This window comes from Variovorax sp. LjRoot175 (assembly GCF_964253805.1).
Taxonomy (GTDB): domain Bacteria; phylum Pseudomonadota; class Gammaproteobacteria; order Burkholderiales; family Burkholderiaceae_C; genus Variovorax.
Window position 1 is genome coordinate 4,587,133 of sequence record NZ_CAXURY020000001.1, and the last position, 22,979, is coordinate 4,610,111.

Below are 22,979 nucleotides of genomic sequence, written 5' to 3' on the forward strand. Positions count from 1 at the left end.
CTGCCCCCCCACTTCAACGTCCTTCTTTTCTTGTTTTTCATGAAACGCACCTGGCTGCTGTTCGCCCAGACCGTGACCGTCCTGCTCGCGGCCTATTTCGTCGTCGCGACGCTCAAGCCCGAATGGGTCGGCCAGCGCACCACCTCGCTCGGCGGCGTGGTCTCGGTGATCGAGGCGCCGGCCGCCAATCCGACGGCGATCGCGCCCGGGAGCCTGAGCGCCGCCGCCAAGAAGGCCTCGCCGGCGGTGGTCAGCATCAACACCAGCAAGGCGGCGCGGCGCAGTCCGCGCAGCGACGACCCGTGGTTCCGCTTCTTCTTCGGCGACCAGGGCGTCGACCAGCCCCAGGTCGGCCTGGGCAGCGGCGTCATCGTCAGCACGGACGGCTACATCCTCACCAACAACCATGTGGTGGAGGGGGCGGACGAAATCGACGTCACGCTCAACGACAGCCGTCACGCGCGCGGCAAGGTGATCGGCACCGACCCCGACACCGACCTCGCCGTGCTCAAGATCGAGCTCGACAAGCTGCCGGTGGTCGTGCTGGGCAACTCCGACAACCTGCAGGTCGGTGACCAGGTGCTCGCCATCGGCAATCCCTTCGGCGTCGGCCAGACCGTCACCAGCGGCATCGTCTCGGCGCTGGGGCGCAACCAGCTCGGCATCAACACCTTCGAGAACTTCATCCAGACCGATGCGGCCATCAATCCCGGCAATTCGGGCGGTGCGCTGGTCGACGTCAACGGCAACCTCGAAGGGATCAACACCGCGATCTACTCGCGCTCCGGCGGCAGCCTGGGCATCGGCTTCGCGATTCCGGTTTCGACCGCCAAGCAGGTGCTGGAAGACATCGTCAAGGAAGGCAAGGTCACGCGCGGCTGGATCGGCGTGGAACCCAACAACCTCTCGCCCGAACTGGCGGAGACCTTCGGCATCAAGGCGAACAAGGGGGTCATCATCACGGGCGTGCTGCAGAACGGCCCGGCCGCCCAGGCCGGCATCCGCCCCGGCGACGTGATCACCGGCGTCGGCGACCAGAGCATCGACAACGTGCAGGAACTGCTGACCGCGGTGGCGGGGCTCAAGCCCGGCAATGCGGCGCGATTTGCGCTTCAGCGCGGCAGGGACAAGATGGAACTCAACGTCACGCCGGGCCCGCGGCCGCGGAGCCCGATCCGCCGCGCCCCGGGCGAGCCCGAGTAGGCGGCGAGCTGCTGCTGTCGCGCGGGCCCGCTCAGGGCTGCGCGGAATCGGCGCTCTCGTTTTCCTCGGGCGCCTTGCTGTGTTTCACGAAGTAGCGCGCGGCCACGATGCCGACTTCGTAGAGCAGGCACATCGGTATCGCCAGCGCGAGCTGCGAGACCACGTCGGGCGGAGTGAGCACCGCCGCCACGACGAAGGCCAGCACGATGAAATAGCCGCGGAAGCTCTTCAGCTTCTCGATCGTGACCATCTCGAAGCGCACCAGCAGCATCACGACGATCGGCACCTGGAAGGCGACGCCGAAGGCGAGATAGAGCGACAGGATCGCCTCGACGTAGGACGCGATGTCGGGCGTCGCCGCCACCGCTTCGGGCGTGAACTTCTGGATGAAGCCGAACATCTTGTCGAGCACGAAAAACTGCACGAAGGCGATGCCCGCGTAGGCCAGGAAGCTGCCGAAGATGATGAGCGGCAGCGCGAACTTCTTCTCGTGGCTGTAGAGGCCGGGCGCCACGAACATCCAGCACTGGTACATGAGCCAGGGCAGGGTCAGCAGCACGGCGGCCATCATCAGCGCCTTCAGCGGCACGAAGAAAGGCGAGAACACGCCGACCGCGATCAGCTTGGCATCGGGAGGCATGTGGGCGCGGATCGGCACCGCGATCAGGTCGATCAGCCCGCTCGGGCCGGGCCAGATCGCCAGCAGGATGCCCGCCACCGCGAGGCCGTAGACGCAATAGAGCAGGCGGTCGCGCAGCTCCATCAGGTGCTGAACGAAAGGCTGCTCGGTGCCGGCCAGTTCGTCTTCTTTGTTCTTGTCGGGGGAATCGGCCATGTAGGGGCGCTGCGGGCGGGCGTCCGGCATGCGCTGCGCGCGGCCGGATCGGCGTTGCGGCTAGTTGATTTTGTGGGGACGGTAGCGGGCCACGCGCGCTGCGCCCGAAAGCGCCCGGGTGCGAACGCCGTTGCGCGCCTTGTACCACTGCGGCGTAGCGCCCTGCTTCAGGCGCCAGTTCTTGCCGGGATGCTTGTACTCGGGGTAGGACGGTGTGGGCTCGGCCAGTTCCGACAGGGTCTGGCCGCTTTCGGAGAACTGCTTCTCGAACTCGCTCGCGCCGGTCTGGATGCTGTGCTCGACGTCGCGGGCGGCTTCCTGCACCGTGTCCTTCATCTTGCGCAGTTCGTCCAGGTCCATCGACCGGTTGACCTCGGCCTTGACGTCGTTCACATAGCGCTGCGCCTTGCCCAGCAGGGTGCCGACGGTGCGTGCCACGCGCGGCAGCTTCTCAGGGCCGATGACGATCAGCGCCACCGCGCCAATCAGCGCGATTTTCGAGATGCCGAGGTCGATCACGGACGGATGCGTCTCAAGACTTTTGACGCGCTTCGACGTCGATCGTCGACTTGTCGGCGGCGGTGGTGTTGCCGGTCACCTGCGGATTCGGGGCGACGGGCGATTCGGTGGTTGCCGAACCGTCCTTCATGCCGTCCTTGAAGCCCTTGACGGCGCCGCCAAGGTCGGAGCCCATGTTGCGGAGCTTCTTGGTGCCGAAGATCATCACGACGACGAGCAGCACGATCAGCCAGTGCCAGATGGAAAGTGAACCCATGGATTACTCCTGAAGAATGTGTTTGATTTTAGTCGGCGCAGATGTCACAACCCGCGGCAATGGCGAATATCAACCCTTGAGCCAGGGCCGGGGGCCACCCATGACGTGGACATGGAGATGGTGGACCTCCTGCCCGCCCTCGGCACCGGTGTTGACGACGATGCGGAAGCCGCCCCGCGGATAGGGCCGGCAGCCCTGCTCGATGGCCAGCCTGGGCGCCAGCGTCATGATTTTTCCCAGGAGCGCCGCGTCGTCCGGCGTGACCTGTGCCATCGACGGGATGTGGCGCTTGGGCACCAGCATGAAATGCACGGGCGCCCAGGGCGCGATGTCGTGGAAGCCGAAAAGATCGTCGTCCTCGTACATCTTTCGCGAGGGAATCTTGCCCTCGATGATCTTGCAGAAGATGCAGTTCGGATCAGAGGACATTCGCAGGCTCCATCGGTCGTCCGGCATTCATGCGCACCATCCCCTTGACGATGCGATAGAGGAACCAGAGGGAAATCAGCGCCCAGGCGATCCAGCCCGGCAGGAGCAGCAGCAGCCAGAGCCAGGAGGTCAGCAGGTACAACACGCCGGCCCACAGCACCGAGCGGATGCGCCAGCTGAAATGCGTCGCCTGCCAGGTGCCGGCGGCATCGTCGCGCTTGACCAGATCGATCACCAGCGCGATCAGGAGCAGCGCGATGGAAGCCTGCGCGCCGGGCAACACGGCGCCGACGGCCACCACCAGATGCAGGATGTAACTGATCCAGCCCCAGGTCTTGAGCGAGCTGTCGGGCTCCACGGTCACGATGTCGTTGGGCATGGCGTCCTCTCAGTCGTTGGAAGCTTCGCGATCCTGCGCCTTGCGCAGGGCCTTTTCCTCGATGCCGCTCAAGCCTTCGCGACGCTCGAGCTCGGCCACCACGTCGCGTGGCGAAAAGCCGTAGTGGGCCAGCGCCACCATGCAGTGGAACCAGAGATCGGCCACTTCGTTCACTATTTTCGTGCGCTCGCCGCCATGGTCGGCGTCCTTCGCGGCCATCACCACCTCGGTCGCTTCCTCGCCGATCTTCTTGAGAAAGGCGTCGGGGCCGCGATGCAGCAAGCGTGCCACGTAGCTCTTCTCGGGGTCGCCGCCGCGCGCGGGCAGCCGGCTTTCGATCACGGCGGCCAGTCGCGCGAGCGCGTCTTCGGCATTGCGTTCGGGGGCGTCGGCGCTCATCTTGGGGACGATGCGTAGATCGATTCGGGGTCTTTCAAGACCGGCTCGGTCACGGTCCACTGGCCGTTCTCGTACTTGCTGAAAAAGCAGCTGTGGCGCCCGGTATGGCAGGCGATGCCGGGCTCGTGGCCGAGCTGGGTGACCTGGAGCAGCACCACGTCGTTGTCGCAGTCGAGCCGGATCTCGTGCACGGTCTGCACATGGCCCGATTCCTCGCCCTTGAACCAGAGCTTGCCGCGCGAGCGGCTGAAATACACGGCGCGGCCCAGCTCGGCCGTCCTGGCCAGCGCCTCGCGGTTCATCCAGGCGAACATCAGCACGTCCTTGCTGCCCTGTTCCTGCGCGATCACGGGCACCAGGCCGTTCGCATCCCACTTCACTTCGTCGAGCCAGTTCATCGGGGTATTGTCGGTCACAGGCGCACAGGAATGCCGCGCGCCGCCATGCAGGCCTTGGCCTCGCCGACGGTGTATTCGCCGTAGTGGAAGATGCTGGCCGCCAGCACGGCATCGGCGCCGCCGGCCTGGATGCCGTCGGCCAGGTGCTCGAGATTGCCGACACCGCCGGAGGCGATCACCGGCACGCTGACCGCATCGCTGACGGCGCGCGTGAGCTCGAGGTCGAAGCCGCTCTTGGTGCCATCCCGGTCCATGCTGGTCAAGAGAATCTCGCCGGCGCCGCGGCGCGCCATTTCGACAGCCCATCTCACCGCGTCGAGCCCCGTGTTCTTGCGACCGCCATGGCTGTAGACGTCCCAGCCGGGCCCGCGCAAGGCCGCATCCTCGGCCGAGCGCCGCTTGGCGTCGATCGCGACCACGATGCACTGGGCACCGTACTTGCGCGACGCGTCGTCGATCACCTGCGGGTTCGCGATGGCGGCCGAGTTGAAGCTGGTCTTGTCGGCGCCCGCGTTGAGCAGGCGGCGCACGTCCTCGACGGTGCGCACGCCGCCGCCGACGGTCAGCGGAATGAAGACCTGCGAGGCCACCGCCTCGATGATCGGCAGGATCAGGTCGCGGCCGTCGCTGGTGGCCGTGATGTCGAGAAAGGTCAGCTCGTCGGCGCCCTGCGCGTTGTAGCGCGCCGCGATCTCGACCGGATCGCCGGCATCGCGCAGCTCGACGAAGTTGACGCCTTTGACGACGCGGCCGCCGGTGACGTCGAGACAGGGAATGATGCGTTTGGCGAGCATGGCGGGTTCAGGGTTTGCGGGATTCAAAGGATGGTGAGCTGCTGCCAGCCCTGCCATGCGGCACCCGGCGCGAGCAGCACGGGCTCGTCGATGCGCGCGGCCTCGACGCAGAGCATGTGGCGCCAGCCGTCGTCGGGCAGGTCGGCCAGCTGGGCGCTCAGCGCCGGGCCGGGGTTCCACACCACCGTTTCGGTGCAGCTCGCGCTTTGCGCGATCTCGAGCGTGCCGGAAGGCTGTACCAGCCGCAGCGGCCGCGCGGGCGCCGTGTAGACGCTGTCGAATTCGGTGCCGAAGCGCAGCGCGGGCGCCAGGTCGACATGCCGGTCGTCGCGCACCGCGTCCCAGCGATTGGCGCCCTGCAGCCCTTCCAGCGAGGCGGCGGCAATGTCGTCCACGCGCAGGTAGCTGTGCAGCGCGGCCGCAAAGGACCAGGGCCCGCGGCCGGTGTTGTCGATCGACAGCGCGATGCGCAGCGAATGCGGCGCCAGCGTCACAGCCAGCCGTGCGTGAAAGGCGTGCGGCCAGATGGCGCGGGTGGCCTCGTTGTCATGCAGCGAGAGAACGAGCGTGTCGCCCTTGCCGCCGGCGGTGGGCGCCTCGGCCTGCCATGCGAGGTTGCGCACGAAACCGTGCTTGGGCAGCGGCCCGCGCTGGTTGAACTGCGGCCAGCAGATCGGCACCCCGCCGCGGATCGCGCTCTGGCCGTCGAAGCGCGCCTCGGGGCTCAGGTAGAGACGCTCGACGCCGTCGGCCGTGGTCCACGACAGCAGGTGGGCGCCGTGCCTCGCCACGGTGCAGGCGCTGCCCCCCGGCAGGGCGAGGTGCAGTGCAGGCTGGCCGCGGAAGACGATCTCTTTGAAGGACATGACCCGATTCTAGGTTTGGCCCGTGTCACCCCAGGCCGCAACGGCATGGCCGCAGGCCGAATTCGCATTGCAGCCGGCATGGTTTTGGCATGAAATCGCGGCAACCGGCGGCCGCGGCATGCGGATTGGCGGTGAGGGACGTCATCTCCACATCACTTGTTCGACAAGAAGGGGCTCGCACATGAAAAGTAAATTGCCGCCGGCAGCCTGGATCCTGATCGCGATGGTGATCGGCATCTTGATCGGCTACATGATCTTCATCAACTTTCCCGACAAGAAGGTGGCCACGCAGATCGCAGGCTACATCTCGATCATGTCGGACGTGTTCCTGCGGCTGATCAAGATGCTGATCGGCCCGCTGGTGTTCTCCACCCTGGTGGTGGGCATCGCCCACATGGGCGACGCGGCCTCGGTGGGGCGCGTCTTCGGCAAGGCGCTGGGCTGGTTCATCACCGCGTCCCTGGTCTCGCTGGTGCTGGGCCTGATCATGGCCAATCTGCTGCAGCCGGGCCTCAACCTGGGCCTGCCGCTGCCCGACATCGGCGCCTCGGCCAACCTCGCGACCTCCAAGTTCACCCTGAAGGACTTCGTCAGCCACCTGGTGCCCAAGTCCTTCGCCGAGGCCATGGCCAACAACGAGATCCTGCAGATCGTGGTGTTCTCCATGTTCTTCGGCGTCGCGCTCGCCTCGCTCGGCGACAAGGCCAAGACCCTGGTCAACGCGATCGACGAGCTCTCCCACGCCATGCTCAAGATCACCGGCTACGTCATGAAGCTGGCGCCGCTGGCCGTGATGGCCGCCATGGCCGCCACCGTGGCGGTGAACGGGCTGGAGATCCTGCTCAAGTTCGCGGTCTTCATGGGCGACTTCTACATCGGCCTGTTCCTGCTGTGGGGCATCCTGATCTTCGCCGGCTTCGCCTTCCTCGGCCCGCGCGTGTTCAAGCTGCTGGTGCTGATCAAGGAGGCCTTCCTGCTGTCCTTTGCGACGGCGAGCTCGGAAGCGGCCTATCCGAAGATCCTGGACGCGCTCGACCGCTTCGGCGTCAAGCGCAAGATCTCGAGCTTCGTGATGCCCATGGGCTACTCCTTCAACCTCGACGGCTCGATGATGTACTGCACCTTCGCCGTGCTTTTCATCGCCCAGGCCTACGGCATCGAGCTGCCGCTCGGCACCCAGATCACGATGCTGCTGATCCTGATGCTCACCTCCAAGGGCATGGCCGGCGTGCCGCGCGCCTCGCTGGTGGTGATCGCCGCCACGCTGAACCAGTTCAACATCCCCGAGGCCGGGCTGCTGCTGATCCTGGGCGTGGACACTTTCCTCGACATGGGCCGCTCGGCCACCAACGCGGTGGGCAACTCGATCGCCACGGCGGTGGTGGCCAAGTGGGAGGGCGAGCTGCTTTCGGAGAGCGATGCCGCGGCCAACTCCAGCAAGATCGACGAGGAATTGAAGGCCACGCTGGCCCACCCGGTTCATGCCTGAGGCACGGCCATGAAGCCCACCTGGAAATCGTCGCTCGCTGTTGCGCTGTTCGCGGCAGCACTCGGCATGTCTGCAATGGCCCGCGCGCAGCCCGAGCCCGCCCCGGCGGCGCCCGCAGCGCTGACGGGCACGCTGGCCAAGGTGCGCGACACCGGCGCCATCACGATCGGCTACCGCGAATCGTCGATCCCGTTCTCCTACCTGTCGCCGCGCAACGAACCGATCGGCTACTCGATCGAGCTGTGCCGCGCGCTGGTGGCCGCGATCGAGGAGGCAGTACACAAGAGCCTGGAGATCAAGTGGGTGCCCGTCACCTCCGAGTCGCGCATCGATGCGGTGGAAAAGGGTCAGGTCGATCTCGAATGCGGCTCCACCACCAACAACCTCGAGCGCCAGAAGCGCGTGGCCTTCTCGCCCACGATCTTCGTTTCGGGCACCAAGGTGCTGGTGAAGAAAGGTTCGCCGATCAAGGGATTTCGCGACCTGGCCGGCAAAAAAGTGGCCGTGACGCGCGGCACGACCAACGAGAAGACGATGCAGGACCTGTCGCAGAAATTCAAGCTCAACCTGAACCTGATCGTGATGCGCGACCATGCGGAGTCTTTCGCGCAGGTGGTGGCCGGCCAGGCCGATGCCTTTGCGACCGACGACGTGCTGCTCTATGGCCTGATCGCGCAGAACAAGGGCAAGGTGCAGGGCGAGTACCAGGTGGTCGGCGACTTCCTCTCCTACGACCCCTACGGCATCATGTACCGCAAGGGCGATGCGCAGCTGGCCAAGGTGGTGAACGACAGCTTCCAGGCGCTGGCCATCGACGGCGAGATCGAGCGCCAGTACAAGCGCTGGTTCCTGCAGAAGCTGCCTCTTTCGAGCACCAGCATCAATCTGCCGATGAGCCCGCAGCTGGAGACCATCATCCAGACGCTGGCGGTAAAAACAGAATAGGTGAGCTATTGCTCCGCGAGTTCGTCGGCGCGCGCTTGCGCAGCGGCGAAATCGAGGTCGCCCGAGTAGATGGCCCGACCGCAGATCACGCCCTCGATGCCGTCCGATTCGACCGCGCAGAGCTTGTCGATGTCGGCCATGTTCGAGAGCCCGCCCGATGCGATCACCGGGATGGTGAGCGCCTGGGCCAGCTTCACCGTGGCCTCGATGTTGATGCCCGAGAGCATGCCGTCGCGGCCGATGTCGGTGTAGATGATCGATTCGACGCCGTAGTCCTCGAACTTCTTGCCCAGGTCGGCCACCTCATGGCCCGTGAGCTTGCTCCAGCCGTCGGTCGCGACCTTGCCGTCCTTGGCGTCGAGGCCGACGATGATGTGGCCACCGAAGGCACTGCAGGCATCCTTGAGGAAGCCGGGGTTCTTGACCGCAGCGGTGCCGATGATCACGTAGCGCAGGCCGTCGTCGATGTAGCGCTCGATGGTGTCGAGGTCGCGGATGCCGCCGCCGAGCTGCACCGGGATGTCGTCGCCGACCTCCTTCAGGATCGCCTTGATCGCCGCATGGTTCTGCGGCTTGCCGGCAAAAGCGCCGTTCAGGTCGACCAGGTGCAGCCGCCGTGCGCCGGCTTCGATCCATCTGCGCGCCATCGCGGCCGGGTCTTCGCTGAAGGTGGTGGACTGGTCCATGTCGCCTTGCTTGAGGCGAACACAATGGCCGTCCTTGAGATCGATCGCAGGAATGAGGAGCATGGTGCGGGATTGCGTGGAACGAGCGATGAAGCGCAGGAACTGCTTCTTCAGGGATTCCAGTGGAGAAAGTTTCTATAGAGCTGCAGCCCGTGGTCCGCACTCTTCTCGGGGTGGAACTGGGTCGCAAAAATATTATCGCGTGCAATGGCGGCGGTAAAGCGCTCGCCGTATTCCGCTTCGCCCGCGCTGTGGCGGGCATCCGCCGGCCGCGCATAGAAGCTGTGCACGAAATAGAAGTAACTCTGGTCCGGCACACCCGCCCACACCGGGTGCGGCCGCATCTGCATGACCTGGTTCCAGCCCATCTGCGGCACCTTGTAGCGGCTGCCGTCCGGCTGGAGACGGCCCGCCAGCTCGAACTTGCGCACTTCGCCGGGAATCAGGCCCAAGCCCTCGGTCGGCCCCTCGTCGCTCGTCGACAGCAGCATCTGCATGCCGACGCAGACGCCGAAGAGCGGCTTGGCGGCGGCCGCTTCGAGCACCGATTCCTGCAGGCCGGAGTCGCGCAGTTCGCGCATGCAGTCGGGCATGGCGCCCTGCCCCGGCAGCACGACGCGCGTGGCGCGGCGCACGACCTCCGGGTCGGAGGTCACGAAAACCTCGACCCCGACCTGGTCGGCCGCGTGCTGGACCGCCTGCGATACCGAGCGCAGGTTGCCCATGCCGTAGTCGACGACGGCGACGGTATTTTTGGTCAGAGCGATCCCTTCGTCGAAGGAATGACGCCGGCCGAGCGCGGATCGCGTTCGAGCGCCGCGCGCAGCGCGCGCGCGAAGGCCTTGAACACGGTTTCGCACTGGTGGTGGGCGTTGACGCCCTTGAGGTTGTCGATGTGCAGAGTCACGAAGGCGTGGTTGACGAAGCCCTGGAAGAACTCGTAGGTGAGCTGGCTGTCGAAAGTGCCGATCATGCCGCTGGTGAAGGGCACGTGCATGACCAGGCCCGGACGGCCCGAGAAATCGATTACGACGCGGCTCAGCGCCTCGTCGAGCGGCACGTAGGCGTGGCCATAGCGCCGGATACCCTTCTTGTCGCCGACCGCTTTCGCGACCGCCTGGCCGAGGGTGATGCCCACGTCTTCCACCGTGTGGTGGCCGTCGATGTGCAGGTCGCCCTGGCAATCGATGTCGAGGTCAATCAGGCCGTGGCGGGCGATCTGGTCGAGCATGTGGTCGAAGAAGCCGATGCCGGTGGACAGCTTCGAGCGGCCGCTGCCGTCGAGGTCGACGCGGACCGTGATCTTCGTCTCCGCGGTGTTGCGCGTGACGGTGGCCGTGCGCGCGCCGGCGGCGACGACTGCTTCGGGTGCCGAGGGGGTGTTCATAGGGATGCTTCGAGGGCCGCAAGCATCTGCGCATTCTCGTCGATGGTTCCGACGGTCAGGCGCAGGCAGTTCGCGAGCAATGGGTGCATTTTAGAAACGTTCTTGACCAGCACGCCGCGCGCCTTCATTCCCTCGAAGGTCCGGGTGGCATCGGGCACGCGCACCAGGATCATGTTGGCGTCGCTGGGCCAGCTCTTCACCGCAGGCAGCCGGGCCAGCGCCTCGAAAATGCGCTGGCGCTGTGCGCGGATCTCCGCCGCCTGCCCGGCAAACACCTCGGCGTGCTCCAGCGCGAACAGCGCGCACTCGCAATTGAGCACGCTGATGTTGTAGGGCGGCCGCACCTTGTCGATCTCGGCGATCAGGGCCTGGGGGCCGATCAGGTAGCCCAGCCGGACGCCCGCCAGGCCGAACTTGCTGAGCGTGCGCATCAGGAGCACGTGGCCGTGGCGAGCGATGCGGTCGATCCAGCTGCGGCCGGCGAAGGGCTGGTAGGCCTCGTCGATCACCACCAGGCCGCCCTGCGCGCCCTGGGCCTCGATGATCTTTTCGATCACCGCATCGTCCCAGAGGTTGGCGCTCGGGTTGTTGGGATAGGCGAGGTAGACGATGGCCGGCTTCTCGCGCGCGATGGCCTCGAGCATGGCGGCCTCGTCGAGCTCGAAATCAGCCGTCAGCGGCACGCCGGCGAAGCGCAGGCCCTGCAGCTGGGCGCTGATCGCGTACATCACGAAGCCGGGCACCGGCGCCAGGATGGCCGCCCCCGGCAGGTCGCAGGCCATGGCGAGCAGCGAGATCAGTTCGTCCGAACCGTTGCCGAGCATCAGCCCGAAGCCCTCGGGTATGGCGGCATAGGCCGCCAGCGCGCGCTGCAGGTCGGCGCCGCGTGCGCCGGGATAGCGGTTCAGCGCGAGTGCGCCCAACCGCTGGCCCAGCGCGGCCTGCAGCGCGGGCGGCAGGCCGAAGGGGTTCTCCATGGCGTCGAGCTTGATCAGCCCGCGTGCATCCTGCACGGCGTAGGCGTGCATGGACTGGACGTCGGCGCGGATGCGGCCCAGCGTGCGTTCGGTGGTGGCGGCAGAAGAAGATGTCATACGGTTCAGGGTGCGCAGCGGTAGCTGTTGCGCAGCGCGGCCGAGATCACGAGCTGCACCGGCATGTCGGCCTCGTAGCTGTCGGCATTGCGCGTCAGTTCGGTTTGGTAGAGCGAGCGCGCCATCGCGGGCTCGAGGCGGCGGCCGTTGATGCAGAACGGCGGCTTCTGGCCCGCGCGCTGGACCATGTCGCCGGCCTCGCGCAGGCCCTCGACCACGCCGACGAGATAGTAGTTGGCGTAGAGCTTGCCGTCCTTTTCATTGGCTTCCAGCGTGCGCAGCTCGCGGATGCTCATGGCCTGGCAGGCGGCGCCGAAGGTCAGCAGCGCGAGAGCCAGGCCAGGCCCGAACGATAGCATTCGCATCGCTTCGCCCCCTTCAGCGCAGGCGCAGGCGGGCCGCTTCGGCGTGCGCGGGCAAGCCCTCGCCTTCGGCCAAGGTCACGGCGATGCGGCCCAGGGCTTGCGCCCCCTCTTCGCTGACCTCGATCAGGCTCGATCGCTTCTGGAAATCGTAGACCCCCAGCGGCGAGCTGAAACGCGCGGTGCCGCTGGTGGGCAGCACGTGGTTGGGACCGGCGCAGTAATCGCCCAGGCTTTCGCTGGTGTAGCCGCCGAGGAAGATCGCGCCGGCATGCTTGAGCAGCGGCTCCCAGCGCTGCGGCTCGCGGCTGCTGACTTCCAGGTGTTCGGGCGCGATGCGGTTGCTGATGGCGCAGGCCTCTTCCATGCTGCGCGTGTGGATCAGCGCGCCGCGGCCGTTGAGCGAGGCCGCGATGATCTCGGCGCGCGGCATCGAGGGCAGCAGGCGGTCGATTTCCTGCTGCACGCGATCGATGTAGGCCGCGTCGGGGCTGAGCAGAATGCTCTGCGCGAGTTCGTCGTGCTCGGCCTGGCTGAAGAGGTCCATCGCCACCCAGTCGGCCGGCGTGCTGCCGTCGGCCAGCACCAGGATCTCGCTCGGGCCGGCGATCATGTCGATGCCGACGGTGCCGAAGACGCGCTTCTTGGCACTGGCGACATAGGCATTGCCGGGGCCGGTGATCTTGTCGACCTTCGGGATGGTTTCCGTGCCATAGGCCAGTGCAGCCACCGCCTGCGCGCCGCCGATGGTGAAGGCGCGCGTCACGCCGGCCACGTGCGCCGCAGCCAGCACCAGCGGATTCTTCTCGCCGCCGGGCGTGGGCACGACCATGATGATTTCGCCGACTCCCGCCACGTGCGCGGGAATGGCGTTCATGAGCACGCTCGACGGGTAGGCGGCCTTGCCGCCCGGCACGTAGATGCCGACGCGATCCAGTGGCGTGACCTTCTGGCCCAGCAGCGTGCCGTCGGCATCGCGGTAGCTCCAGCTTTCGCCGTTGGCCTTCTTCTGCGCCTCGTGGTAGCTGCGCACGCGGCGGGCCGCGGCTTCGAGCGCTTCGCGCTGCACTGCGGGCAATGCATCGAAGGCGGCGCGCAATTCGTCGGCCTTGAGTTCCAGCGTTTCCATGCCGGCCACGTCGAGCCGGTCGAAACGGCGCGTGTACTCGAGCACCGCCGTGTCGCCGCGCCGCTGGACGTCGGCCAGGATGTCCGCGACCACCTGCTCGATGGCGGCATCCGCTTCGGCCGACCAGTGCAGCCGCGCCTTGAAATCGGCTTCGAAGCCGGCCGAGGCGGTCGACAGGCGGGCGGGAGAGGCTTTCAGGTTCATCGTCAGGCGGAAGGAATGGCCGAGGCGAAGGCGTCGATGATGCGGCGGATCGGCGCTTGCTTGAGCTTGAGCGCGGCCTGGTTGATCACCAGGCGCGCGCTGATGTCCATGATGCGCTCGACCTCGACCAGGTGGTTGGCCTTGAGCGTGTTGCCGGTCGACACCAGGTCGACGATGGCGTCGGCCAGGCCGGTAAGCGGCGCGAGCTCCATGCTGCCATAGAGCTTGATCAGGTCGACGTGCACGCCCTTGCTGGCGAAGAACTCGCGCGCCAGGCCGACGTACTTGGTCGCGACCTTGATGCGCGAGCCCTGCTTGACGGCCGATTCGTAGTCGTAGTCGGCGCGCACGGCCACGCTGAGGCGGCAGGCCGCGATGCGCAGGTCGAGCGGCTGGTAGAGGCCCTGGTTGCCGTGCTCGAGCAGCACGTCGAGCCCGGTCACGCCGAGATCGGCGCCGCCGTACTGCACGTAGGTGGGCACGTCCGAGGCGCGCACCAGCACCACGCGCACGTCGGGCCGCGTGGTCGCGAGAATCAGCTTGCGCGATTTCTCGGGGTCCTCGGTCACCTCGATGCCGGCCGCGGCCAGGAGCGGCAGCGTTTCCTCGAAGATGCGGCCCTTGGACAGGGCGAGCGTGATCACTGCTGCATCTCCGCCGGCCCGGCCACGCGCTCGATGTCGGCGCCGAGGCCGCGCAGCTTGCTTTCCATGCGGTCGTAGCCGCGGTCCAGGTGGTAGATGCGGTCGACCAGCGTTTCGCCGTCGGCCACCAGCCCGGCGATCACGAGGCTGGCCGAGGCGCGCAGATCGGTCGCCATCACGGTCGCGCCCGAGAGCTGCGCCACGCCCTCGATCACGGCGACCTTGCCGTCGGTCTGGATCTTGGCGCCCAGGCGCAGCATCTCGTCGACGTGCATGAAGCGGTTCTCGAAGATCGTCTCGGTCACGGTCGAGGTGCCTTCGGCGATCACGTTGAGCGCCATGAACTGGGCCTGCATGTCGGTCGGAAAACCCGGGTATTCGGTGGTGCGAAAGCTCTGCGCCTTGAGGCGGCCCTGGCTCTGGACGCGGATGCCGCCGTCCACCGCAGCCACCTGGGCACCCGCCTCGCGCAGTTTCTCGATCACCGCATCGAGGTGGTCGGCGCGGCCATGCTTCAGCACGACATCGCCGCCGGTGGCCGCGACGGCGCACAGGAAAGTGCCGGCCTCGATGCGGTCGGCCACCACCTGGTGCGTGCAGCCGTTGAGCTTTTCGACGCCCTGGATGCGGATGCGGCTGGTGCCGTGCCCTTCGATCTTCGCGCCCATCTCGATCAGCATCTCGGCCAGGTCGGAGATCTCGGGCTCCTGGGCCGCGTTTTCCAGCACGGTCTCGCCGTCGGCCAGCGCGGCGGCCATGAGGAAGTTCTCGGTGCCAGTGACGGTCACCATGTCGGTCGTGATGCGCGCGCCGTGCAGGCGCTTGGCGCCGCCCGCGAGGCTGGCCACCATATAGCCGTGCTCGACCACGATCTCGGCACCCATGGCCTGCAGGCCCTTGATGTGCTGATCGACCGGCCGCGAACCGATGGCACAGCCGCCCGGCAGCGACACCCTGGCCTTGCCGAAGCGCGTCAGGAGCGGTCCGAGCGCGAGCACCGACGCGCGCATGGTCTTCACGAGCTCGTAAGGCGCCTCGGCCGTGTGCAGCGGTCCGGCGTCGATGCGCACGGTGCCCTTGTCGTCGCGCTCGGCCGCCACGCCCATGTTGCGGATCAGCTTGAGCATGGTCGTGACGTCGTTCAGGCGCGGCACGTTGTGCAGCGTGACGGGCCGGTCGGTCAGCAAGGCCGCACAGAGTTCGGGCAGCGCGGCGTTCTTCGCGCCGGAAATGAGCACCTCGCCGCGAAGCGTGCGCCCGCCGCGAATCAGAAGTTTGTCCATGGAAGATCCAGCGAGAGAACTAGGAGTTTTGGTCCGCCCATTCGGCGGGCGTGTAGGTCTTCATCGAAAGCGCATGCACTTCGTCGGTGTGCATTTTGGCACCGAGGGTGGCGTAGACCCGCTGATGTCGCTGGATCGCGCGCTTGCCCTCGAACTCGGCAGAAACGATGGTGGCGTACCAATGGCGACCATCGCCCTCGAGCGCGATGTGCTGGCAGGGCAGGCCGGCCTGGATGATTGATTGGAGCTCTTCGGCAGTCATGGTCATCCTCGGATCTTGTAGCCGATGCGAAGCAAGTGAACGGCGATGGCGCTGACGACGAGCCAGGCGCTGCCGACGATCGCCAGGCTCAGCCAGGGCGAGGCGTCGCTGACGCCGAAGAAGCCGTAGCGGAAGCCGTCGATCATGTAGAAGAAGGGATTCAGGTGGCTCACGGTCTGCCAGAACGGCGGCAGCGAGTTGATCGAATAGAACACGCCGGAGAGAAAAGTCATCGGCATGATCAGGAAGTTCTGGAACACCGCCATCTGGTCGAACTTCTCGGCCCAGAGCCCGGCGATCAGGCCCAGTGTGCCGAGCATGGCGGCGCCCAGGAAGGCGAACACGAGGATCCACAGCGGGGCGACGAAGCTCGGCATGGCAATCAGTGCGGTCACCGCGAACACGCCCACACCCACCGCCAGGCCGCGCAGGATCGAGGAACCCACGTAGGCGAAGAACCAGCCCCAGTGCGACAGCGGCGTCAGCAGCACGAACACCAGGCTGCCCATGATCTTGCTCTGGATGATGGACGAGGAGCTGTTGGCAAATGCGTTCTGAAGCACGCTCATCATCACGAGGCCGGGCACCAGGAAGGCCGTGTAGCTCACCGTCCCGTAGACCTTGACGTGGTCTTCGAGCACGTGGCCGAACACCATCAGGTAGAGCACCGCGGTCAGGACGGGGGCGCCGACGGTCTGGAAGCCGACCTTCCAGAAGCGCAGCGTTTCCTTGTAGAGCAAGGCACGCCAGCCGAGCGCACCGACCATCATCGCGCCACCTCCAAGGGAGTCTGCTCGCCGGCCATCAGGTCGATGAACACGTCTTCGAGATCTGCCTTGCGCATCTCGACGTCTTCCACGTCGAGCCCGGCCTCGCGAATGGCGGCAAGCATCTGTTCGACCTCGCGGGCGTTCTGCGCCGGCAGTTGCACGATGCGGCCGGTGATGCGGGCGTGCTGCGCGAGAGCCCAGGGCAGCATGCCGTCGGTCTTGAAGCGCAGCACGTTGCTGGCGGCCGAACGCAGCAGCTCGCTCGTGCGGTCCAGCGCGATCACGCGGCCCTGCTTGAGCATCGCGATGCGATGGCACAGCGCCTCGGCTTCTTCGAGGTAGTGGGTGGTCAGCAGCACCGTGCTGCCCTGCTTGTTGAGCTTGGCGACAAACTGCCACAGGGTCTGGCGCAGCTCGACATCGACGCCGGCGGTCGGCTCGTCGAGCACGATCACGGGCGGCTTGTGCACCAGCGCCTGCGCCACCAGTACGCGGCGCTTCATGCCGCCGGAGAGCTGGCGCATGTTGGCGCCGGCCTTGTCGGCGAGACCGAGGCTGTGCAGGAGTTCGTCAATCCAGTCGTCGTTGTTCTTGATGCCGAAGTAACCCGACTGGATGCGCAGCGACTCGCGAACGTTGAAGAAAGGGTCGAACACCAGTTCCTGCGGCACCACGCCGAGCTGGCGGCGCGCTTGGGCGTAGTCGCGCTGGACGTCGAAACCATGGACGCTGATGGCGCCCGAGCTCGGCCGCGAGAGGCCGGCGAGCATGCTGATCAAGGTGGTCTTGCCGGCACCGTTGGGGCCCAGCAGGCCGAAGAACTCGCCCTCTTCGATCTGGAACGTGACCTCGTCGACCGCGCGCAAGCCGGACTTTCCCTGGGCGCGTTGCTGGCGTGAGGCAGGATAGGTCTTGGAGACCGATTGGAAGGAGATCGCGGGCATGGGAACCCGCGATTTTACGGGGCGACGTCGCAAGCTGCCTCGCAACGGTCTTATTGCCGGATGCGGCCGCCGCCGGGCCGCCCCAAGGCGAGCCGCGCCTCCCCCTCGGGGGGTGGCGAATTACACGCAGCGAAGCGGAGTGAAAAGCCGGGGGGCTGACATCTTCTACGGTGCGGCCGGCAAAAGGCCTGCCACACCGTACAGCGACGCGAGCTCGCGCAGGCGCGAAGGCAAGCCCTTCACCGCGAAGCCGCGACCGAGCGCACTCGACTCGCGCCGGCATTCGAGCAGCACCGCGAGTGCCGACGAATCGAACTGCGCCAGCGCGCTGGCATCGACCACGGTGGACGAACCCGTCTGCCCTGCGAGCCCCTGCCGGAGCATGAGCACGCACGCGGGCGCGTCGTCGTGCGTCAGCTTGGGCGGCAGGACCAGCATCGGGCGCTCTTTCCTGTCACTTCTTGCCGTTGAGCTTGTTGCGCTCCACCAGCTTGGTGATCAGGCCGTCGATGCCCTTGGCGTTGATTTCCTGCGCGAACTGGCTGCGGTAGGTATCGACCAGCCACACGCCGAGCACGTTCAGGTTGTAGATCTTCCAGCCGCCGGCCTCGCCGGGCGTCTTCTCGAGCCGGTAATCGAGTTGCACCGGGTCGCCGCTGCCGCGCACCTCGCTGCGCACCAGCACTTCCTTGTCGTCGGGCGAGCCGCGGAAGGGGCGCACGGTCACGGTCTGGTCGCTCACCTGGTCGAGCGCGCCCGCATAGGTGCGCACCAGCAGCTTCTTGAATTCTTCCTGAAGGCGCTGTTGCTGCTCGGGCGTGGCCTGGCGCCAGGCCGGGCCCACCGCCGAAGCGGTCATGCGCTGGAAGTTCACGTTCGGCATGATCTTGGTGTCGACCAGGACCATGATCTTGTTGACGTCGCCCGCCTTGATCGTCTTGTCGGCCTTGATGGTATCGAGCACATCGGTCGAGAGGCGCTTCACCAGCGCGTCGGGCGCTTCGTCGGCAGCGTGGACAGGCCGCACGAAGGCGGCGGCGCCCGCGAGCAGCAGGCCGGCCAGCATCAGGCGTCCGAAGGAGCGGCGTTGCAGGATCTGGTTCATCGATAAGTCCCTTGTTTGAAGTTTCAGGTCAGACGACCGTGGCAAATTGGAGAAACGGTTCGCCCCCACGGTTCCCGCTCGGAGGTAAAGGGCCGCAACGGGATGCAAGCGCCGGACTCACTCGTTGCCATCATTCGGCAGATTGCCGTCGTGCACTTCGTTGCGCCGGCGCTGCAGGAAGGCATCGCGGGTGAACGAATACTTGTCGAGCGCGGCATCATCGAGCAGCTGGCCTGCACGCAGCAGGCTGGCCCGGCCATCGATCACGCGCAGCACATACAGCGAGTTGCGCACCGGAATGTCGTTCAACGCGCGCAGCAGATCGCCCCGCCGATCGATCGGCCACGCCGCCGTGTCGCGCAAGGTCGACGATCCGAACAGCGGCAGCACCACGTAAGGACCGCTCGGCACACCCCAGCGGCCCAGGGTCTGGCCGAAGTCTTCGCTGTGGCGGTCGATGCCGGCCTCGGTGGCGATGTCGAGCAGGCCGCCCAGTCCGAAGACGGTGTTGACGTTCACGCGCATGAAGGTCTCGGCGCTGTTCTGCAGCTTCAGCTGCAGCACGCTGTTGACGAAGCTCCAGACGTCGGACAGGTTGCCGAAGAAGTTGTTGACGCCCGTGCGCACCGGCGAGGGCAGCACTTCGCGGTAGGCCGTCGCGGCGGGACGCAGCACTGCGTCGTCGACGACGTCGTTGAAGCGTGAAACCCCGCGATTGAAAGGCTCGAAGGGATCGGCCGGATTGGGGTGGGGACCGGTCGCGCAGCCGCTCGCGATGGCGAGAAGGGCAAGCGCGCCGAGGCGGCGCAGAACAGAAGCGCCGCGGATCGCGGACGAAAAGTTGGAAGTGGATCGCGGTTTCATTTCTTGTTGGCGTTGCCCGATGGCGTGCTGCCCTCGGACGCCTTGTTGTAGAGAAACTGACCGATCAGGTTCTCCAGCACGACGGCCGATTGCGTTGCGGTGATGGTGTCACCGGCTTGAAGGTTCTTCTCCTCAGCCCCCGCTTCGATCCCGATGTACTGCTCGCCGAGCAAGCCGCTGGTCAGGATCTTGAGGGAACTGTCCTTGGGGAAACTGTAACGGCTTTGCAAAGCGAGCGTGACGCTGGCCTGAAAGTTCTTGTCGTCGAACGTGATCGATTCGACACGCCCGACCACCACGCCCGCGCTCTTGACCGCGGTTTGCGGCTTGAGTCCGCCGATGTTGTCGAAGCGCGCAGTGACGGGATAGGTCTTCTGGAAGCTGAGGCTCAGCAGGTTGGCTGATTGCAGCGCAAGAAAGAGCAGCGCCGCCGCGCCGATCAGCACGAACAGGCCGACCCAGATGTCGTTGTTGGAACGTTGCATGTATGTGCCTTCCGTCTTAGCTAGATACTGAACATCATTGCGGTCAGCAGGAAATCGAGCCCGAGCACTGCGAGCGAGGCGGCGACCACAGTGCGGGTGGTGGCGCGAGACACGCCCTCGGGCGTCGGCAGGGATTCGTAACCCTGCAGCAGTGCGATGAAGGTCACCGTGAAGCCGAAGACAATGCTCTTGACCACGCCGTTGCCGACGTCGCGCCAGACATCGACGCCGCCCTGCATCTGGCCCCAGAAGGCGCCCGGATCGACGCCGAGCATCAGCACGCCGACCACGTAGCCGCCGCTCACGCCGACTGCGCTGAACACGGCCGCCAGCAGGGGCATGGTGATCACGCCGGCCCAGAAGCGCGGCGCGAGGATGCGCTGCACGGGATCGACCGCCATCATCTCCATCGCGCTTAGTTGTTCGCCGGCCTTCATGAGGCCGATCTCCGCCGTCAACGAGGTGCCCGCGCGGCCCGCGAACAGCAAGGCCGCGACCACCGGACCGAGTTCGCGCACCAGGCTCAGCGCGACCAGCAGGCCGAGCGCTTCCGAAGAGCCGTAGCGCTGCAGCGTGTAGTAACCCTGCAGCCCGAGCACGAAGCCCACGAATAGCCCCGAGACCGCAATGATCGCGAGCGAGTAGTTGCCGAGGAAGTGGATCTGGTCGCGCACCAGGCCGAAGCGGCGCAGGCTGCGCGCGCCCCGGAACACCAGGCGCAGGAACAGGCGGGCGCCCAGCCCCAGGTCGGCGAGCTTGGAGCGCACGGCAAAACCCATGTCGGCGGGCCGGTACCAGCTCATTCGCGCTCTCCGTGGGTGTTGCCGAAATCGTCCTCGACGCCGACGCCGGGATAGTGGAAATGCACCGGCCCGTCGGGCAGCGCGTTGACGAACTGGTGCACCAGAGGATCGCCGCTCTGGCGCACCTCCTGCGGCGTACCCTGGGCGGCAATGCCGCCGTTGGCCAGGATGATCACGTGGTCGGCGATGCGAAAGGTCTCTTCGAGATCGTGCGAGACCACGACGCTGGTCAGCCCCAGCGTGTCGTTGAGCTGGCGGATCAGGCGCGCCGCGGTGCCGAGCGAGATCGGATCGAGACCGGCGAAGGGCTCGTCGTACATCACGAGATCCGGATCGAGCGCGATCGCACGGGCCAGCGCCACGCGCCGCGCCATGCCGCCCGAGACCTCGCTGGGCATCAGGTGCCGCGCGCCGCGCAAGCCCACCGCATCGAGCTTCATGAGCACGATGTCGCGCACCAGGGCTTCGGGCAACTGCGTGTGCTCGCGCAGCGGAAAGGCGACGTTGTCGAACACGCTCATGTCGGTGAACAACGCGCCGAACTGGAACAGCATGCCCATGCGGCGCCGCGCGGCGTAGAGCGCATCGGTCCCGAGCTTGCCGACATCCTGTCCGTCCACCAGCACCTCGCCGCGCTGCGCACGCAGCTGGCCGCCGATCAGCCGCAGCACGGTGGTCTTGCCGCCGCCGGAGGCCCCCATCAGCGCCGTCACCTTTCCGCGCGGCACGGAGAACGAGACGCCATCGAGGATGGGCCGCTCGCCGTAGCCGAAGCCGAGGTCGCGAAATTCAACGAGGGAGGTGGTGGATGGGTCCATATCAAACAGAAAAGCCGGGGCGCCTTCAGGCATCCCGGCTCGCGGTTGCACCCATGATAAATGAAGCACGGGTCATGCCCATGCCCCGAAGTGGGGGCCTAATCCAGGCCTAATTCAGCGCGGCAGATCGCTGAATCCCATCAGGAATTCGTCGACGGAGCGCGCCGCCTGGCGCCCTTCGCGGATCGCCCACACCACCAGCGACTGGCCACGGCGGATGTCGCCCGCGGCAAACACCTTGGGCACGTTGGTTGCGTAGCCGCCGACGAAGTCAACGCTGGCCTTGGCATTGCCGCGCGCATCTTTCTCCACACCGAAGGCATCGAGCACGTTGCCGACCGGGCTCACGAAGCCCATGGCCAAGAGCACCAGATCGGCCTTCAGCACTTCTTCGGTGCCGGGGACCTCGACCATCTTGCCGTCCTTCCACTCCACGCGAACGGTCTTGAGGCCGGTGAGCTTGCCCTTCTCGCCGATGAACTCCTTGGTCGAGATCGCGAACTCGCGCTCGCAGCCCTCTTCGTGGCTGGAGCTGGTGCGCAGCTTGTAGGGCCAGTAGGGCCAGGTCAGCGGGCGGTTTTCTTCCTCGGGCGGCTGCGGCATCAGTTCGAACTGCGTGACGCTGGCAGCGCCGTGGCGGTTGCTGGTGCCCACGCAGTCGGAGCCGGTGTCGCCGCCGCCGATCACGATCACGTGCTTGCTGGAGGCAGAGATCTGGCCCTTCACCTTGTCGCCGGCGTTGACCTTGTTCTGCTGCGGCAGGAACTCCATGGCGAAATAGATGCCATCGAGATCGCGGCCCGGCACCGGCAGGTCGCGCGACTGCTCGGCGCCACCGGTCAAGATAACCGCATCGAACTCGCGGTCGAGCTGCTCGGGCGTGACGATTTCCTTGGCCCAGTTCGTGACCTTGGAGCCCTTGCCGAGCGGATCCTTGGCGGCGCCGACCATCACGCCGGTGCGGAAGACCACGCCTTCGGCCTTCATCTGCTCGACACGGCGATCAATGTGCACCTTCTCCATCTTGAAGTCGGGGATGCCGTAGCGCAGCAGGCCGCCGATGCGGTCGTTCTTCTCGAACAAGGTGACGTCGTGGCCGACGCGCGCGAGCTGCTGCGCGGCCGCCATGCCGGCCGGGCCGGAGCCGACCACCGCGACCTTCTTGCCGGTCTTGTGCTTGGCCGGCCGCGGTGCGACCCATTTTTCTTCCCACGCGCGATCGATGATTGCGTGCTCGATCGACTTGATGCCCACCGGGTCGTCGTTCACATTGAGAACGCAGGCGGCCTCGCAGGGCGCGGGGCAGATGCGGCCGGTGAACTCCGGGAAGTTGTTGGTCGAATCGAGCACCACGAAGGCGCTCTGCCAGTCGCTTTGGTAGACCAGGTCGTTGAAGTCCGGAATGATGTTGTTGACCGGGCAACCGCTGTTGCAGAAGGGCGTGCCGCAGTCCATGCAGCGCGCACCCTGCACCTTGGCCTGGGCCTCGTCGAGCCCGACAACGAATTCCTTGTGATGCTTGACGCGCTCCTTGACGGGCTTGTAGCCCTCCTCGATGCGCTCATGCTCCATGAAGCCGGTGATTTTTCCCATCGTGATTCCTTTGCTCACCCCCGTTGCTTGCTCA

30 protein-coding genes are annotated in these 22,979 nt (G+C 66.3%); 3 read left to right on the plus strand and 27 right to left on the minus strand.

What is annotated here, in order from left to right; all coding sequences use genetic code 11:
• Positions 1 to 39 precede the first annotated feature (39 nt).
• Complete coding sequence (locus tag ACSQ89_RS22865; RefSeq protein WP_436293303.1) at positions 40 to 1,203, plus strand: S1C family serine protease; 1,164 nt, start codon at positions 40 to 42, stop codon at positions 1,201 to 1,203.
• A gap of 31 nt (positions 1,204 to 1,234) precedes the next feature.
• Here the strand turns inward: ACSQ89_RS22865 and tatC are convergent, their stop codons facing one another.
• The 9 genes from tatC to ACSQ89_RS22910 form a co-directional block, all read right to left on the minus strand.
• Positions 1,235 to 2,038: a twin-arginine translocase subunit TatC gene (gene tatC / locus ACSQ89_RS22870; protein WP_093106151.1), complete on the minus strand. Its 804-nt coding sequence runs from the start codon at positions 2,036 to 2,038 to the stop codon at positions 1,235 to 1,237.
• A 60-nt stretch (positions 2,039 to 2,098) separates the two neighbouring features.
• Complete coding sequence (gene tatB / locus ACSQ89_RS22875) at positions 2,099 to 2,557, minus strand: Sec-independent protein translocase protein TatB (protein ID WP_093105673.1); 459 nt, start codon at positions 2,555 to 2,557, stop codon at positions 2,099 to 2,101.
• Positions 2,558 to 2,570: 13 nt separating this feature from the next.
• Positions 2,571 to 2,813, minus strand: a complete 243-nt coding sequence (gene tatA / locus ACSQ89_RS22880) for a Sec-independent protein translocase subunit TatA (RefSeq protein WP_436293302.1) — start codon at positions 2,811 to 2,813, stop codon at positions 2,571 to 2,573.
• A 69-nt stretch (positions 2,814 to 2,882) separates the two neighbouring features.
• Positions 2,883 to 3,242 (minus strand): histidine triad nucleotide-binding protein, encoded by a 360-nt coding sequence (locus tag ACSQ89_RS22885; protein ID WP_093105668.1) that lies wholly within the window; start codon positions 3,240 to 3,242, stop codon positions 2,883 to 2,885.
• Positions 3,232 to 3,621, minus strand: coding sequence for a DUF4870 family protein (locus ACSQ89_RS22890; protein ID WP_093105665.1), 390 nt, complete (start codon positions 3,619 to 3,621; stop codon positions 3,232 to 3,234). Before ACSQ89_RS22890 ends, ACSQ89_RS22885 begins: the two co-directional genes overlap by 11 nt.
• A gap of 9 nt (positions 3,622 to 3,630) precedes the next feature.
• Positions 3,631 to 4,020 (minus strand): phosphoribosyl-ATP diphosphatase, encoded by a 390-nt coding sequence (locus ACSQ89_RS22895; protein ID WP_436293301.1) that lies wholly within the window; start codon positions 4,018 to 4,020, stop codon positions 3,631 to 3,633.
• Complete coding sequence (gene hisI / locus ACSQ89_RS22900) at positions 4,017 to 4,418, minus strand: phosphoribosyl-AMP cyclohydrolase (RefSeq protein WP_093106149.1); 402 nt, start codon at positions 4,416 to 4,418, stop codon at positions 4,017 to 4,019. Before hisI ends, ACSQ89_RS22895 begins: the two co-directional genes overlap by 4 nt.
• A 14-nt stretch (positions 4,419 to 4,432) precedes the next feature.
• Complete coding sequence (gene hisF / locus ACSQ89_RS22905; RefSeq protein ID WP_093105660.1) at positions 4,433 to 5,212, minus strand: imidazole glycerol phosphate synthase subunit HisF; 780 nt, start codon at positions 5,210 to 5,212, stop codon at positions 4,433 to 4,435.
• 23 nt (positions 5,213 to 5,235) lie between these two features.
• Positions 5,236 to 6,078, minus strand: a complete 843-nt coding sequence (locus ACSQ89_RS22910) for a D-hexose-6-phosphate mutarotase (protein ID WP_436296441.1) — start codon at positions 6,076 to 6,078, stop codon at positions 5,236 to 5,238.
• A 181-nt stretch (positions 6,079 to 6,259) separates the two neighbouring features.
• On the opposite strand from ACSQ89_RS22910, the gene ACSQ89_RS22915 reads away from it, so the two are divergent.
• Together ACSQ89_RS22915 and ACSQ89_RS22920 are read left to right on the plus strand one after the other, a co-directional pair.
• Positions 6,260 to 7,567, plus strand: a complete 1,308-nt coding sequence (locus ACSQ89_RS22915) for a dicarboxylate/amino acid:cation symporter (RefSeq protein WP_436293299.1) — start codon at positions 6,260 to 6,262, stop codon at positions 7,565 to 7,567.
• A gap of 9 nt (positions 7,568 to 7,576) precedes the next feature.
• The gene (locus tag ACSQ89_RS22920) at positions 7,577 to 8,512 is read left to right on the plus strand and encodes an amino acid ABC transporter substrate-binding protein (RefSeq protein WP_436296442.1); all 936 of its coding nucleotides are present in this window, start codon (positions 7,577 to 7,579) and stop codon (positions 8,510 to 8,512) included.
• Between the two features lie 5 nt (positions 8,513 to 8,517).
• Here the strand turns inward: ACSQ89_RS22920 and hisA are convergent, their stop codons facing one another.
• The 18 genes from hisA to ACSQ89_RS23010 form a co-directional block, all read right to left on the minus strand.
• A complete protein-coding gene (hisA, locus tag ACSQ89_RS22925; RefSeq protein ID WP_093105649.1) occupies positions 8,518 to 9,261 on the minus strand; it encodes a 1-(5-phosphoribosyl)-5-[(5-phosphoribosylamino)methylideneamino]imidazole-4-carboxamide isomerase in 744 nt (247 codons plus the stop codon).
• A gap of 47 nt (positions 9,262 to 9,308) precedes the next feature.
• Positions 9,309 to 9,965, minus strand: a complete 657-nt coding sequence (gene hisH, locus ACSQ89_RS22930) for an imidazole glycerol phosphate synthase subunit HisH (protein WP_280142630.1) — start codon at positions 9,963 to 9,965, stop codon at positions 9,309 to 9,311.
• Positions 9,956 to 10,585, minus strand: a complete 630-nt coding sequence (gene hisB, locus ACSQ89_RS22935; RefSeq protein ID WP_436293298.1) for an imidazoleglycerol-phosphate dehydratase HisB — start codon at positions 10,583 to 10,585, stop codon at positions 9,956 to 9,958. Before hisB ends, hisH begins: the two co-directional genes overlap by 10 nt.
• On the minus strand, positions 10,582 to 11,679 hold the full coding sequence (hisC, locus tag ACSQ89_RS22940) for a histidinol-phosphate transaminase (protein ID WP_436296443.1): 1,098 nt from the start codon (positions 11,677 to 11,679) through the stop codon (positions 10,582 to 10,584). Before hisC ends, hisB begins: the two co-directional genes overlap by 4 nt.
• A gap of 5 nt (positions 11,680 to 11,684) precedes the next feature.
• Positions 11,685 to 12,044, minus strand: a complete 360-nt coding sequence (locus ACSQ89_RS22945) for a hypothetical protein (RefSeq protein ID WP_436296444.1) — start codon at positions 12,042 to 12,044, stop codon at positions 11,685 to 11,687.
• Positions 12,045 to 12,057: 13 nt separating this feature from the next.
• Positions 12,058 to 13,374: a histidinol dehydrogenase gene (hisD, locus tag ACSQ89_RS22950; RefSeq protein ID WP_436296445.1), complete on the minus strand. Its 1,317-nt coding sequence runs from the start codon at positions 13,372 to 13,374 to the stop codon at positions 12,058 to 12,060.
• A 2-nt stretch (positions 13,375 to 13,376) separates the two neighbouring features.
• The gene (gene hisG, locus ACSQ89_RS22955; RefSeq protein ID WP_436293295.1) at positions 13,377 to 14,018 is read right to left on the minus strand and encodes an ATP phosphoribosyltransferase; all 642 of its coding nucleotides are present in this window, start codon (positions 14,016 to 14,018) and stop codon (positions 13,377 to 13,379) included.
• Entirely contained in the window at positions 14,015 to 15,301 is a 1,287-nt protein-coding gene (gene murA, locus ACSQ89_RS22960) for a UDP-N-acetylglucosamine 1-carboxyvinyltransferase (protein ID WP_436293294.1), read from the minus strand. Before murA ends, hisG begins: the two co-directional genes overlap by 4 nt.
• Positions 15,302 to 15,320: 19 nt before the next feature.
• A complete protein-coding gene (locus ACSQ89_RS22965; protein WP_093105629.1) occupies positions 15,321 to 15,563 on the minus strand; it encodes a BolA family protein in 243 nt (80 codons plus the stop codon).
• A gap of 2 nt (positions 15,564 to 15,565) precedes the next feature.
• On the minus strand, positions 15,566 to 16,330 hold the full coding sequence (locus ACSQ89_RS22970; RefSeq protein WP_093106146.1) for an ABC transporter permease: 765 nt from the start codon (positions 16,328 to 16,330) through the stop codon (positions 15,566 to 15,568).
• A complete protein-coding gene (locus ACSQ89_RS22975; protein WP_436296446.1) occupies positions 16,330 to 17,277 on the minus strand; it encodes an ABC transporter ATP-binding protein in 948 nt (315 codons plus the stop codon). The genes ACSQ89_RS22970 and ACSQ89_RS22975 overlap by 1 nt, the downstream gene beginning before the upstream one ends.
• A 165-nt stretch (positions 17,278 to 17,442) precedes the next feature.
• Positions 17,443 to 17,715: an STAS domain-containing protein gene (locus ACSQ89_RS22980; RefSeq protein ID WP_093105624.1), complete on the minus strand. Its 273-nt coding sequence runs from the start codon at positions 17,713 to 17,715 to the stop codon at positions 17,443 to 17,445.
• A gap of 16 nt (positions 17,716 to 17,731) precedes the next feature.
• Complete coding sequence (locus ACSQ89_RS22985; protein ID WP_436296447.1) at positions 17,732 to 18,382, minus strand: MlaC/ttg2D family ABC transporter substrate-binding protein; 651 nt, start codon at positions 18,380 to 18,382, stop codon at positions 17,732 to 17,734.
• A 117-nt stretch (positions 18,383 to 18,499) separates the two neighbouring features.
• Positions 18,500 to 19,246, minus strand: coding sequence for an MlaA family lipoprotein (locus tag ACSQ89_RS22990; protein WP_093105620.1), 747 nt, complete (start codon positions 19,244 to 19,246; stop codon positions 18,500 to 18,502).
• Positions 19,243 to 19,731, minus strand: coding sequence for an outer membrane lipid asymmetry maintenance protein MlaD (gene mlaD, locus ACSQ89_RS22995; protein WP_093105619.1), 489 nt, complete (start codon positions 19,729 to 19,731; stop codon positions 19,243 to 19,245). The genes ACSQ89_RS22990 and mlaD overlap by 4 nt, the downstream gene beginning before the upstream one ends.
• 20 nt (positions 19,732 to 19,751) lie before the next feature.
• Complete coding sequence (gene mlaE, locus ACSQ89_RS23000) at positions 19,752 to 20,534, minus strand: lipid asymmetry maintenance ABC transporter permease subunit MlaE (RefSeq protein WP_436296448.1); 783 nt, start codon at positions 20,532 to 20,534, stop codon at positions 19,752 to 19,754.
• Positions 20,531 to 21,385, minus strand: coding sequence for an ABC transporter ATP-binding protein (locus tag ACSQ89_RS23005; RefSeq protein ID WP_436293290.1), 855 nt, complete (start codon positions 21,383 to 21,385; stop codon positions 20,531 to 20,533). The genes mlaE and ACSQ89_RS23005 overlap by 4 nt, the downstream gene beginning before the upstream one ends.
• 81 nt (positions 21,386 to 21,466) lie before the next feature.
• Positions 21,467 to 22,945, minus strand: a complete 1,479-nt coding sequence (locus tag ACSQ89_RS23010) for a glutamate synthase subunit beta (RefSeq protein WP_436293289.1) — start codon at positions 22,943 to 22,945, stop codon at positions 21,467 to 21,469.
• Positions 22,946 to 22,979: the final 34 nt, after the last annotated feature.